General features: G+C 71.1%; 7 protein-coding genes and 2 pseudogenes. All 9 read right to left on the bottom strand.

Going from position 1 to position 13467, the window contains the following annotated elements; translation table 11 throughout:
- Positions 1–68: 68 nt before the first annotated feature.
- Entirely contained in the window at positions 69–1079 is a 1011-nt protein-coding gene (gene gap, locus AOK15_RS08305; RefSeq protein WP_055514348.1) for a type I glyceraldehyde-3-phosphate dehydrogenase, read from the bottom strand.
- A 269-nt stretch (positions 1080–1348) separates the two neighbouring features.
- Complete coding sequence (locus AOK15_RS08300; RefSeq protein ID WP_055514346.1) at positions 1349–4306, bottom strand: M14 family metallopeptidase; 2958 nt, start codon at positions 4304–4306, stop codon at positions 1349–1351.
- Between the two features lie 188 nt (positions 4307–4494).
- Positions 4495–5484: a DNA-binding protein WhiA gene (gene whiA, locus AOK15_RS08295; protein WP_055514344.1), complete on the bottom strand. Its 990-nt coding sequence runs from the start codon at positions 5482–5484 to the stop codon at positions 4495–4497.
- Positions 5475–6545: a gluconeogenesis factor YvcK family protein gene (locus AOK15_RS08290; RefSeq protein WP_055514343.1), complete on the bottom strand. Its 1071-nt coding sequence runs from the start codon at positions 6543–6545 to the stop codon at positions 5475–5477. Before AOK15_RS08290 ends, whiA begins: the two co-directional genes overlap by 10 nt.
- Positions 6542–7594 carry an RNase adapter RapZ gene (gene rapZ / locus AOK15_RS08285; protein ID WP_055514341.1) on the bottom strand — a complete coding sequence of 351 codons (1053 nt, stop codon included), beginning with the start codon at positions 7592–7594 and terminating at the stop codon, positions 6542–6544. Before rapZ ends, AOK15_RS08290 begins: the two co-directional genes overlap by 4 nt.
- Positions 7591–9660: an excinuclease ABC subunit UvrC gene (gene uvrC / locus AOK15_RS08280; RefSeq protein ID WP_055514339.1), complete on the bottom strand. Its 2070-nt coding sequence runs from the start codon at positions 9658–9660 to the stop codon at positions 7591–7593. Before uvrC ends, rapZ begins: the two co-directional genes overlap by 4 nt.
- 87 nt (positions 9661–9747) lie before the next feature.
- Positions 9748–10419: a response regulator gene (locus tag AOK15_RS08275; RefSeq protein WP_055514336.1), complete on the bottom strand. Its 672-nt coding sequence runs from the start codon at positions 10417–10419 to the stop codon at positions 9748–9750.
- Between the two features lie 302 nt (positions 10420–10721).
- Positions 10722–12927, bottom strand: a pseudogene (locus tag AOK15_RS08270) (GAF domain-containing sensor histidine kinase); the annotation flags it as partial.
- A 2-nt stretch (positions 12928–12929) separates the two neighbouring features.
- Positions 12930–13418, bottom strand: a pseudogene (locus tag AOK15_RS46585) (nitrate- and nitrite sensing domain-containing protein); the annotation flags it as partial.
- Positions 13419–13467 lie beyond the last annotated feature (49 nt).

Raw genomic sequence — 13467 nt, 5'->3', positions numbered from 1 at the left:
AGGGCCCGGGCGGCGCGTCACTGCGCCGCCCGAGCCCTGCCGTCACATCAAGTGCCTGTTTCCGTCGATCAGAGCTGGTTGCCGACGAAGACCGTCAGGTCGACGAGGCGGTTGGAGTAGCCCCACTCGTTGTCGTACCAGCCGAGGATCTTCACAGACGTACCTTCCTGGACCATGGTCAGGGAGGCGTCGAAGGTGCAGGAGGCCGGGTCGCTGACGATGTCCGAGGAGACGATCTGGTCCTCGGTGTAGAACAGGATGCCCTTGAGGTCGCCGTCCTCGGAGGCCTTCTTGAAGGCGGCGTTGACCTCGTCCTTGGTGACCTCGCGCTGCAGCGTGACGACCAGGTCGGTGGCCGAGCCGGTCGGGACCGGGACACGCATGGCGATGCCGTCGAGCTTGCCCTTGAGCTGGGGCAGGACCAACGCGGTGGCCTTCGCGGCACCGGTGGTGGTCGGGATGATGTTCTCGGCGGCGGCGCGGGCGCGACGCAGGTCCGAGTGCGGGAAGTCCAGGATGCGCTGGTCGTTGGTGTACGCGTGGACCGTCGTCATCAGACCCTTGACGATGCCGAAGTTCTCGTCGAGGACCTTCGCCATGGGCGCCACACAGTTGGTGGTGCAGGAGGCGTTGGAGATGACGTGGTGGTTCGCCGGGTCGTACTTGTCCTGGTTGACGCCCATCACCACGGTGATGTCCTCGTCCTTGGCCGGAGCCGAGATGAGGACCTTCTTGGCGCCGCCGGCGAGGTGCTTCGCGGCATCAGCCTTCTTCGTGAAGATGCCGGTGGACTCGATGACGATGTCGACGCCCAGCTCGCCCCACGGGATGTCGGCGGGGTTGCGCTCGGAGAGAACCTTGATGGTGTGGCCGTCCACGGTGATCGTGTCGGCGGTGTGCGACACCTCGGCCTTGAGACGGCCCAGGATGGTGTCGTACTTCAGCAGGTGAGCGGTGGTCGCGGTGTCACCCAGGTCGTTGACAGCCACGATCTCGATGTCCGCACCCTGCTCCAGCAGCGCGCGGAAGTAGTTACGACCGATGCGGCCAAAGCCGTTGATGCCTACGCGGATCGTCACGAACCGATCTCCTCGTTGGTACGCCGGCTCAGTGCCGGCGAGCTGTATGGGATGTCCCCGACCGCCTACGACCCTACCTCCCCGGGACCCCTCGAGTGACATCGAGATGCCCTATACATGCCGGTGCGGTCCGTACCCGCCAGTAGGGGTACGGACCGCCCGGGTTTTACAAGCTGATTACCTTTTGAGCGGCCCCCCGATCATCTGATTTCAGACGTTCGAGGTGGCCTCCCCAGGGCCTGCCATCAGCCCTTCGGCGCAGTCGGCGCTCACTTCCTGAGCGCCGCAAGCGCCTTGCCGAGCAGGGCCGTGCGGTCGGCCGCCGCGGGCACCTGCTCCAGGCCGAAGCCCAGCAGCACGGTGTCATTCGTGGTGACCGCGCCGAACGTCTTGAACAGTTCGCCGGACAGGCCCCAGTCCCGGACGACCGCCGGGCTGCCCGCGGGCGGGCCGGGGGTCTTCCACGCGCCGAGCGACGTCTCGAAGCCCTCGGCCGCGCCGGCGGTGCCGCCGGTGACCACCGTGGTGTTGTCCAGCAGCACGCCACGGCCGCCGGAGCCGGGGTCGGTGATGTAGCTGAAGGACACCTCGACCGACTTGCCGGCGTAGGCGGACAGATCGAACTCGACCTGCTTCCAGCCGTCGGAGGCCCCGGTGAAGCTGTTCCAGGCCCCGCTGGTGCCGGTCGGCGTGCAGCCGCCGGAGCCCAGGGTCAGGTACCGCTTCAGCGCCGGGTGGGCCTGGATGAAGTACCCGGCCTCGCACTCGGCGGGCACGGCGGTGGAGGTGGCGCCGCCCGCCTCGGGCAGCGTCGTCCAGTCGTCCGCCCCGGTGGTGTGGGCCTCCAGGACCGCGTGGTCGTAGCCCTCCTCGGTGTTCCACAGGATCCGGGTGCGCAGCGTGGGCTTGTCGGCCGCGGTCACCGAGGTGAGGTCGATGGTGCGGGTGAGCCGGTTCCAGGCGTAGTCGGAGTGCGTGACCGCCGCCATCGACGCGCCCTCGTACGGGCCGTAGGGGTTGACGGTGCCGGGGTACTGGCCCGCCCCGGCGCTCGCGAACTGCGGGAAGGCGTCCGCGGGCAGGGCGTCGGAGGTGAGGCCGAACGAACCGGCCGTGTTGAGCGGGTTGCCCGGCGCGTCGCCGAGTGTTCCCGTGAAGCCCGCCAGCTTGCCGCTGCCCGCGAAGGACTTGGCGTCGGGCAGGGACGTACGGCTGTAGGCGCCCAGGTAGTACTGGCTGAAGTCGTTGGACAGGGTGCCGCCGCCGAGGTCGACGGAGCCGCCGGCGCTCTCGCCCGCCTCGATCAGCTTGCCGCCCTCGTTGAGGTAGGCGCGCAGGGCGAGCTGGGTGGCGACACCGGGGCGCACGGCGCCCGTGTAGTGGACGACCTGCTTGAAGTGCTTCAGTACGCCCAGCGCGTCGGGAGCACCCTGGGTGGCGACGTCCCAGACGAGCGCCTTCTTGCCGTTGGCCTTCAGCGCGTCGACATAGGTCTGGGTCTGGGTCGCGGTCGCGCCCTCCTCGGCGACGACGAGGGTGTCGGCCTTGGGCCGCTCGGCGATCGTGTAGGTGAAGCGCTCGCTGCGGGTGGCCTTGCCGCTCTTGGTCTCGCCGGTGAACCAGACCTCGACCTTGTCGCCGGGCTCGCCGTCCTGGACCTTCGCCCGGTACTCGTCGAACCAGAGGTTGTCCTCACCGCCGAACGTCTCGCCGCCCTTCCAGGGCCTGAGCGTCTGGTCGTAGGTCCGGCCGCGGCCGTTGATCCGGTACTTCAGCTCCTTGTCGCGCACGGACTTGCGGGCGACGACGGAGATCTCCTGGTCGGCGCCGCGCGAGTACGACGTGGTGAAGGACGCCGGGGTGAAGTCGGGGGCGTCGAGGCCGACCGAGGACTTCGGCTGGTCGGGCCTGGCCGCGGACTCGGCGACGGAGAGCGCGAACGGGATGTTCTTCTCGAACTCCTGCTTGATCAGCTTCTCGTCGTCCGGGAACGTGAAGACGGAGGCGCAGTCCTCCGGCTTCCAGGCGTCGGCCGGGTCGATGTTCGACGCGGTCTGGCACGTCGACATCTCGGGGGTGAACATCGCCGTGCCGTTGACGTTGGCCGCGTGGCCGTCCGCCTCACCGTTGGTGGTGTACAGCTCCGAGGAGAGCTGGGGGTGGTAGCCGGGGACCGCGGGGTTCTCCGGGGTGCCGGCCAGCGCCTTGTACAGCACGTCGTCCGGGGTGGGGGTGGCCACCTGCCAGCCGACGCCGTAGAGGATCAGTTCGGCGGCGGAGTGGTAGTTGATGCCGTACTCGAAGCCGATGCGCTTCTCGAAGGCGTCCAGGGCCTTGGTCTCGGGCTCGGAGCCCGGGCTCGCGCCGCGGTAGGTCTCACTGGTGGGGAACGGGGACGAACCCTCGTTGTCGTAGCCCCACTTGTAGGCGAAGTTGCGGTTGAGGTCGACGCCGTCGCCGACGGTGATGGCGTTGTCACCGTTGATGTCGCGCAGGTTCTTGCGCCACTGGCGGTTGCCGTCGGCCTTGTGGGTGAAGTCGTAGCCGTCCGGGTTGGCGGAGATGAGGAACCACAGCTCGGTGGTGTCGACGATCTTCTTGATCCGCTTGTCCGTCTTGTAGTTGTCCAGGTAGTGGTGCATCAGCCGCCGGGTCATCTCCGGGGTGATCCACTCACGGGCGTGCTGGTTGGACATGTACAGGACGGAGGGCTTGGCGCCGTCCTTGGTCTTCTTCGCGTTCTTGGTCAGCTTGAGCGCGAGGATGTCCTGTCCCTGGAGGGACTTGCCGAGGGAGACCACCTTGGTCAGGGAAGGGTTCTCCTGACCGGTCCGGAGGATCTCCTCCTTGATGTTGCCGGCGCCGCTGTACGGGCGGTAGACCCCGTCCCCGGCGGCGTCCACCCGGGCCTCCGCCTTGCGGGTGAGCCGGTGCTCCTTGAGGTCGACGCCCTGCTCCTCCAGGGCCTTCGCCTGCTTGTCGGTGAGGTAGACCTCGACCGACGCGGTGCCCTTCTCCGGTGCCTGCTCGCTGAGTTCGTGACCGTCCTGCCCGGCCGCCAGAAGCAGGGGTACCTGCTTCTTCGTGACCTCGGCGCGGAAGACCTTGACCTCTTCCGCATCGCCGGAACCGTCGTTCTCGGCCGCCTGTGCGAACGGCGCGAGCCCGGCGCCGCCGCCCAGCAGGAGCACGCCGGCAGCGAGGATCGATCTCGCTCTTCGTCTCATGAGCCCCCCTTGCGTGGGTTCGCCACAGTGGCGAACAGACGCCAGGCTCATGTCAGATCGGGGTCACGTCAAGGGTGCCGCACAGGCCACACAAGGAATTCACCCCGTCACCGAAAAGCCGGCGCCGACAGCCCAACAGGGCGTCGGCACCGGCGAGTTCGTCGATACGGCCATCGGGTGACGGATGGTCACCCGACGAGGTTTTCGGCCATCTCCTCGGTGAGGCTCGACTCGGTCCCCGGGATGCCCAGGTCCTGTGCGCGCTTGTCCGCCATGGCCAGCAGCCGGCGGATACGGCCCGCGACGGCGTCCTTGGTGAGCGGCGGGTCGGCGAGCGCGCCGAGCTCCTCCAGCGAGGCCTGCTTGTGCTCCATGCGCAGCCGTCCGGCGGCGGCGAGGTGCTCGGGCACGTCGTCGCCGAGGATCTCCAGGGCGCGGCCCACCCGGGCACCGGCGGCGACGGCGGCACGGGCCGAGCGGCGCAGGTTGGCGTCGTCGAAGTTGGCGAGCCGGTTGGCCGTGGCCCGCACCTCGCGGCGCATCCGCCGCTCCTCCCAGGCCAGCACCGACTCATGGGCGCCGAGCCGGGTCAGCAGCGCGCCGATCGCGTCACCGTCCCGGACGACGACCCGGTCGACGCTGCGTACCTCACGGGCCTTCGCGGCGATCGACAGCCGGCGGGCCGCGCCGACCAGCGCGAGGGCGGCCTCCGGGCCCGGGCAGGTCACCTCCAGGGAGGACGAACGGCCGGGCTCGGTGAGCGAGCCGTGCGCCAGGAACGCCCCGCGCCAGGCGGCCTCGGCATCGCAGGTGGCCCCCGAGACCACCTGCGGGGGCAGCCCGCGGATGGGCCGGCCGCGGCCGTCGACCAGTCCCGTCTGACGGGCCAGCTGATCGCCGCCCGCGACGACCCGCACCACATAGCGCGAGCCGCGGCGCAGTCCGCCGGGCGCCATCACGATCAGTTCTGAGCTGTGGCCGAAGATCTCCAGGATGTCCCGCTTGAGGCGGCGCGCCGCCATCGCGGTGTCCAGCTCCGCCTCGATCACGATGCGGCCGCTCACCAGGTGCAGCCCGCCCGCGAACCGCAGGATCGCCGAGACCTCCGCCTTTCTGCAGCAGGTCCGGGTGACGGGTAGCCGGGAGATCTCGTCCTTCACCGCTGCCGTCATCGCCATGGGCCGATCCTTCCATGCATCCGAAAAATACGGTCGTACGCGGCGGCCAGCAGCTCCGGATCATGCCGCGGAGATCCGTCGGGCCGGGCCACCGGCGCCAGCTCGACCGCGGCGCCGAACCGCTTCGCGGCCTCGGTGAGCAAATCACGGTCGGGCACGGCGGCCTCGTCGGCCAGCACCACGTCCAGGGCGAGTTTAGGGGCGTGTCGTGCCAAAACCTCCAAATGACGCTGCGGGGAGAAGCCATCGGTTTCTCCCGGCTGCGGGGCGAGGTTCAGCGACAGCACCAGCCGGGCCCTGGTCTCGGTGAGGGCGTCGAGCAGCTCGGGCACGAGCAGGTGCGGGATGACCGACGAGAACCAGGAGCCGGGGCCGAGCACCACCCAGTCGGCGTCGAGGACGGCCTCCACCGCCTCGGGCACCGCGGGCGGGTCGTGCGGCACGACGTGCACGGACTGCACCTCGCCGGGCGTGAGCGCGACGGTCGCCTGGCCGCGGACGGTGTCGACGTCGTCGGGGCGCGCCGGATCGTGCCCCTTGACCAGCGCCTGGAGCTCCAGGGGCACCGCGGACATGGGCAGCACGCGGCCCTGCGCGCCGAGCAGCTTGCCGACCAGGTCCAGCGCCTGGACGTGGTCGCCGAGCTGCTCCCACAGGGCGACGATCAGCAGGTTGCCGACGGCGTGGTCGTGCAGGTCGCCCTGGGAGGTGAAGCGGTGCTGGATGACGCGGGCCCAGGTCTGGCCCCAGTCGTCGTCGCCGCACAGCGCGGCCAGCGCCTTGCGCAGGTCGCCGGGCGGGAGCACGCCCAGCTCGTCGCGCAGGCGTCCGCTGGAGCCGCCGTCGTCGGCCACGGTGACGACGGCGGTGAGGTCGCCGGTGATCCGGCGCAGGGCGGCGAGCGAGGCGGACAGGCCCATGCCGCCGCCGAGGGCGACGACCTTGGGCTGGGCGCCACGACGGCGCGGCCGGCCGCCGCGGGCCTCGGCGGGGCCGGTCGTGCGTCCTTCCAGGGTGGTCCGGCGCAGTCTGCTCAGCCGCAGAGCAGCACGTCCGGTCATTCGCGGCCCATGTCGCGGTGCACGACGACGGTCTCGACGCCCTGGGAGGCGAGGCGGGCGGCGAGCCTCTCGGAGGTGGCGACCGAGCGGTGCTTGCCGCCGGTGCAGCCGACCGCGATGGTCACGTACCGCTTGCCCTCGCGGCGGTAGCCGGCGGCGATCAGCTGGAGCAGCTCGGCGTAGCGGTCGAGGAACTCCTTGGCGCCGGGCTGGTTGAAGACGTACGCGGAGACCTCCTCGTTGAGGCCGGTGTACGGGCGCAGCTCCGGGACCCAGTGCGGGTTGGGCAGGAAGCGCATGTCCACGACCAGGTCGGCGTCGACGGGGAGGCCGTACTTGAAGCCGAAGGACATGACGGTGGCCCGCAGCTCGGGCTCCTCCTCGCCGGCGAACTGGGCGTCCATCTTGGCGCGCAGCTCGTGCACGTTCAGGCTGGAGGTGTCGATCACCAGGTCGGCGTCGCCGCGCAGCTCACGCAGCAGCTCCCGCTCGGCGGCGATGCCGTCGACGATACGGCCGTCGCCCTGGAGGGGGTGCGGGCGGCGCACCGACTCGAAGCGGCGCACCAGGGCGTCGTCGGAGGACTCCAGGAAGACGATCCGGCGGGTGACGTTCTTCGTCTCCAGGTCGGCGAGGGAGTCGCGGAGGTTGTCGAAGAAGCGGCGGCCGCGGACGTCGACGACGACCGCGATCCGCGCCACGTTGCCCTGGGAGCGGGCGCCGAGTTCCACCATGGTGGGGATCAGGGCGGGCGGCAGGTTGTCCACGACGAACCAGCCGAGGTCCTCCAGACACTTGGCGGCCGTGGACCGGCCGGCGCCGGACATGCCGGAGATGATGACCAGCTCGGGGATGGCCGCCTCGGGGACCCCGGCTGTTTCGATGCCCGTACTCACGTGTGCTCCGTCTTCCTGTGGCGCTGGGTGCTGGGAGGCGTGGCCGCCCGCCGCGCTGGGGGCCTGCCCGCGCTCCGCTGAGTGCTGTGGGTGCTGTTCTTCTGGACGCTGGGGGCGCTCGTGGGGTTCTGGGCGCTGTTCGTGCTGGGTCATGTCTCCTGCCCTCGTCGCCGGTCCGGGTGCCCTGCGGTGAAAGCCGCCACGGGCTCCACGGAGGTGTCCGTCGTGCCGGGCTCCTCGTCCTCCATGATCTCTCCAGTGGCGGTGTTCACGGCGGGTGCCGCCGGAGCCGCCTGGGCGAGGGCCGCGGCGATGGTCTCGGCCGTCTTGCGGCCTATGCCGGGGACCTCGCAGATCTGGTCGATCGTCGCGGCGCGCAGTTTCTTCAGCGAGCCGAAGTGCTTGAGCAGGGCCTGCTTGCGGGTGTCACCGAGGCCGGGCACGTCGTCCAGGGGGCTCGCCCGGAATCGCTTGGCCCGCTTGGTGCGCTGGTAGGTGATGGCGAAGCGGTGGGCCTCGTCGCGGACGCGCTGGAGGAGGTACAGGCCCTCGCTGGTGCGGGGCAGGACCACCGGGTCGTCCTCGCCGGGCAGCCAGACCTCCTCCAGGCGCTTGGCGAGGCCGCACACGGCGATGTCGTCGATGCCCAGCTCGTCCAGGGCGCGGCGGGCGGCGGCGACCTGCGGCTGTCCGCCGTCGACGACGACGAGCTGCGGCGGGTAGGCGAAGCGCTTGGGGCGGCCGTCCTCCTCGGTGAAGGCGTCCTCGCCCTCGGCCCACTCCCCGGTCCTCTCCTTCTCGGCGAGGTAGCGCCGGAAGCGGCGGGCGATGACCTCGTGCATGGACCGGACGTCGTCCTGGCCCTCGCCGTGCCAGACCTGGGTGTCCCCGACGCGGCCCTTGACCTGGAAGCGGCGGTACTCGCTCTTGCGGGCCAGCCCGTCCTCGAAGACGACCATGGACGCCACGACGTCGTCGCCCTGGAGGTGGGAGATGTCGTAGCACTCGATCCTGAGCGGGGCGCTGTCGAGGTCGAGGGCCTCGGCGATCTCCTCCAGGGCCCGGGAGCGGGTGGTGAGGTCGGAGGCGCGCTTGGTCTTGTGCAGCACGAGCGACTGCTGGGCGTTGCGCTGCACGGTCTCCATGAGGGCTTTCTTGTCGCCCCGCTGCGGGATGCGCAGGGAGACGTTCGAGCCGCGGCGCCCGGTGAGCCATTCCTGGACGGGCTCGACGGGGTCGGGCAGCGCCGGGACGAGGACCTCCTTGGGCACCGAGTCGCCGGTCTCCTCGCCGTAGAGCTGCTGCAGGGCGTGCTCGACGAGGTCACCGGTGGTGACGGCCTCGACCTTGTCGGTGACCCAGCCGCGCTGGCCGCGTACCCGTCCGCCGCGGACGTGGAAGATCTGGACGGCGGCCTCCAGCTCGTCCTCGGCGACCGCGATCAGGTCGGCGTCGGTCGCGTCGGCGAGCACGACCGCGTTCTTCTCCATGGCCTTCTTCAGGGCCTCGATGTCGTCGCGCAGCCGGGCGGCCCGCTCGTACTCCATCTCCTCGGCCGCGTCCGTCATCTGCCGCTCCAGGCGGCGGAGGTAGGTGCCGGTGCGGCCGGCCATGAAGTCGCTGAAATCCTCGGCCAGTTCCCGGTGGTCCTCGGCGGTGATGCGCTCGACGCAGGGGGCGGAGCACTTGCCGATGTAGCCGAGCAGACAGGGGCGGCCGGTGCGGGCCGCGTTCTTGAAGACGCCGGCCGAGCAGGTGCGGACGGGGAAGACGCGCAGCAGCAGGTCCACGGTGTCGCGGATCGCCCACGCGTGCGCGTACGGGCCGAAGTACTTGACGCCCTTCTTCTTGTGACCGCGCATCACCTGCACGCGGGGGTACTGCTCGTTCATCGTGACCGCGAGGTACGGGTAGCTCTTGTCGTCGCGGTACTTGACGTTGAACCGGGGGTCGAACTCCTTGATCCAGGAGTACTCCAGCTGGAGCGCCTCCACCTCGGTGGAGACCACCGTCCACTCCACGGAGGCGGCCGTGGTGACCATGGAGCGGGTGCGCGGGTGGAGGCCGGCCAGGTCCTGGAAGTAGTTGGCCAGGCGCTGGCGCAGGCTCTTCGCCTTCCCGACGTAGATCACCCGGCGGTGCTCGTCACGGAATTTGTACACCCCGGGTGAGTCCGGGATCTGTCCCGGACTGGGGCGGTAGCTGGAGGGATCGGCCATGCTCCACACCCTACTGGCGGGGAGTGACAGCGCGGGGCGCCCGGGCAGCCGTCGGAGGCCGGCTGCCCGCCCCGTCCTCAGAAGGGCCTAGCGGGTCTCCAGGAACGTCAGGACGGCCAGGACCCGGCGGTGGTCGTCCGGTTCCTCCGGCAGCCTCAGCTTGCCCAGGATGCTCCTCACGTGCTTCTCGACGGTGCCCTCGGTGACCCACAGCCGCTTGCCGATGCCCGCGTTGGAGCGCCCCTCGGCCATGAGGCCGAGCACCTCGCGCTCACGGTTGCTGAGCATGGCCAGTGGATCGTCGCGGCGCTGCGCGGCGACCAGCTCCTGCACGAGTGAGGGATCCACCACACAGCCGCCCCGGCGGATGCGGTCGAGCGTCTCCAGGAACTCGTCGACGGCGGTGATCCGGCTCTTGAGCAGATAGCCGATGCTGCGCCCGCCTGCCAGCAGCTCCAGCGCGTCCTCGACCTCGACGAACGCCGACAGGACGAGGATCCCGACCGAGGGGTGCCGCTCACGGATCGCCCGGGCCGCCTTCAGGCCCTCGGTGGACTGGGTCGGCGGCATCCTGATGTCGATGATCGCGATGTCCGGCACCTGCGACTCGACGAGGTCCATGAGCCCGTTGCCGTCGCCGGCCTGGCCCACCACCTCGTATCCGACGCGCTCGCACAGACTGGCCACTCCCTCGCGCAGGAGCACGTCGTCGTCCGCGAGCACCACCCGTCCCAGCGCCGGATGCTGATCGGCGTGCATTGGTCTCGGCCTCCCCCTGCCCGACCTTGTTCTCTTCTCCACGGCAGCCTGCCTGAACGCGGTCTTACGGCTAGCTGGAAGCCTAGTTGGGGGAGAGCCGGGGCGACACCGTGAGGGCGGCACGTCATGCTCGGAAGAGTGCAGTCGCGGGTGGCCGGTTGTCTCGGCGGAGACGGATCGGCCGTTCTCCCGCGTACTGGGCCGGGCGGCCGTCTTCACCGTCCGGCACGACCGCCCGAACGTACGCCCGACCGAGTCCCACACTCCCCCCTTGAGGGTCTCGCCGCGTACGCTTCGGGCGGTCATGAACGTGGCACGACGGCGTCCCCGGTCTGCGGGGGCGGTGTCAGCGGCAGGCGGACGCCCAGTGTCGTCCCGCTGCCCGGCGGGCTGGTCACGGTCAGGCGGCCGCCGATCGCCTCCACCCGGTCGATGAGCCCGATCAGTCCCGAGCCCCTGCCCGGCTCCGCTCCCCCGGCGCCGTCGTCGTGGATGACCACCTCCAGGACGCCGCCGGTGTCCTCGGCCGTGACGGTCACCACGCTCGCGCGCGCGTGCTTGACGGCGTTGGTCAGGCACTCCGACGTCACGTAGTACGCGGCCACCTCGACCGGCTCGGGGAAGCGGGGCGTGGAGAGCCGCAGGTCGAGTTCGACGGGGATCGCGGAGCGGCGGGCGAGGGAGCGCAGGGCGGGTCCGAGGCCGCCCTTGGAGAGGACGGCCGGGTGGATGCCGCGGGCCACCTGGATCAGGTCCTGGAAGGTGTCGTCGAGGCCCTTGCCGAGGTGGTCGAGCTGCCTGCCGAGTTCCGAGCCGCGTCGCTCGACGAGGGTCTGCGCCATCCGCAGTTCCAGCTGGAGGGAGATCAGGCGCTGCTGCACACCGTCGTGCAGGTCGCGTTCGATACGGCGCCGGGAGGCGTCGCCCGCGGCGACGACACGCGCGCGTGAGGCGGTCAGCTGGGCGCGGCTGTCGGCGTTGGCGATCGCGGTGGCGATGAGTTCGGTGAAGTCGGCGAGGCGGGACTCGGTGCCCTCCGGCAGCGGGTCGAGCAGCGAGGCCGCTACGACGACGCCCCACAGCCGGCCCTCGACGACGATGGGGGCGCCCGCGGCGGTGCCCGACCGGGCGGCGCCGCGTGTGCGGGCCACGTCCCGCATCACCGTGCGCGCGGCCTCACGCCGGGTCAGTCGCGGCGCTCCGCCGCCGTCGTCGGCGTGTTCGCGCGCGATACCGAGGACCGTGACGTCGCCGTCGCTCTCGTAGCGCAGGACGGCCGCGGCCGTGCTCAGCAGGGCGCCCACCTCCTCCGCCACCTTCGCGAACACGTCGGACGGCGGCACCCCGCGGGCCACCTCGGTGGCGACGCGGCGCAGCGCGGCCTGCTCCCGGGCCGCGAGGCGGCTCTCGGTGACGTCGCGGGCGGCGGCGTAGATGAGGCCCTCCTCGGGGACGGGCCGGGCGCTCCACTGGAGCCAGCACTCGGTGCCGTCCGCGCGGACGTAACGGTTCTCGAACTCGGCGACGTGGGCGCCGCTCGCCAGCAGCGCGATCGCGTCACGGGTGCTGTCGCGGTCCTCCTCGTGGACGAACTCGACGAGCGGCCTGGCGGTCAGGGCCTCGACGGGATAGCCGAGGGTGCGTTCGAAGGCCGGGTTGACGCGTTTGAAGTAGCCGTCGAGTCCGCTGATGCAGAGCAGGTCGAGGGAGAGGTTGAAGATGCCTTCCAGTTCCTGTTCGGCGCGTCGGCGGCGGCCGTGAGCGGCGGCGAAGGCCGCCATGGTGTCGTTCATGCCGCCCAGCAGCTGGGCCCAGGTGCCGTCGAAGGCGTCGACGTCGGCCCGGTGTTCGAGGCGGCCGGCGTCGATCGCCGTGTTCATGGCCCGGATCTGGCCGGCCAGCCGTTCCGTGGTCACCCGAAGCTCCCGGAACGTGTCCGCGACGTCCCCGAGTTCGTCGTGGCCCGCGTAGCGGATGTCGTACGACAGGTCGCCCTCCGACAGGGCCCGCGCGCCCGCGGCGACCTGGCCGAGGGGGCGGGTGATCGAGCGGCGCAGAGCCAGGGCGAGGACGGTGACGGCGCACAGGACGGCCAGGAAGAGGGCCAGTTCGCTGTAGGCGCGGGTACGGGTGGCCCGCAGTTCGTCGTCGGCGGTGCAGGCGAGGTCCCGCACGGCCCGGTCCTGGATGTCCCGCAGGCCGTCGACGTACTCCCCGGAGTCGGCGAGCCAGGCGTCGTACGAGGGCCAGTCGGCGGGCCGGGCGTCGGAGTCGTCGAGCATGTCGCGGACCTTGCGGACGGCGCGGCCGGGGGCCTGGAACATGGTGCTGTGCAGCCGGGCCCAGAGTTCCGCGGAGGTGTTCTGCTCGAAGGTGCGGAGTTGGGCCTTCTCCAGTTCGGTCCAGCGGCCGGCGGCGGTGGGGCGCTGGCCGGCGGGGACGCCGAACAGGATGGCGAGCTCGGCCCGTTCGCGTTCGGCGGCGGCGATGGCCTTCCGCAGCGCCACGNNCCGCGTGGGGCGTCCGGACTCCAGGGTGGCGACGGTGTCGAGCAGCACGTCCTCGATGGCGTCGTACCGCTGGGCGACGGTCTGCGCGTCCAGGGAGTTCGTGCCCGTCTCCACGCGCAGCGCGTGCAGTTGCCGGTGCACGGCGTCGAGGACACCGGCGACGTCGGGCACCGGGCGGCCGGTGGCCTGCCCCACGGCCCGGCGCAGCGCGGCGTCGGTGGCCCGCTGGGCGTCGGCGCGCTCGCGGGCGGTGCCCGGTTCGCCGTGCAGCCGGGCCTGCACGGCGGCCATCCGCTCCCGTGCGACGGCGTCGGAGACGTCGCCGGTGGCGAACGACACCGTGATCGCCGTATCGAAGTCGCGCAGCGTCCGTGCCTTCTCCCAGTGCGACATGGCGGCGAACACGGTGAACACCAGCAGAACGGTCACCGGCAGCAGCACGAGCAGCATCAGCTTGGCGCCGACCCTCAGCCGGGCGAGGAACGGCACCGCCGGCACACCCCGGCCCCACCGCCGGCCCGCCCGGACGGGCCGGGAC

Source organism: Streptomyces ossamyceticus (assembly GCF_001418475.1).
Taxonomy (GTDB): domain Bacteria; phylum Actinomycetota; class Actinomycetes; order Streptomycetales; family Streptomycetaceae; genus Streptomyces; species Streptomyces ossamyceticus.
This window is presented reverse-complemented; position numbering and strand designations above follow the sequence as displayed.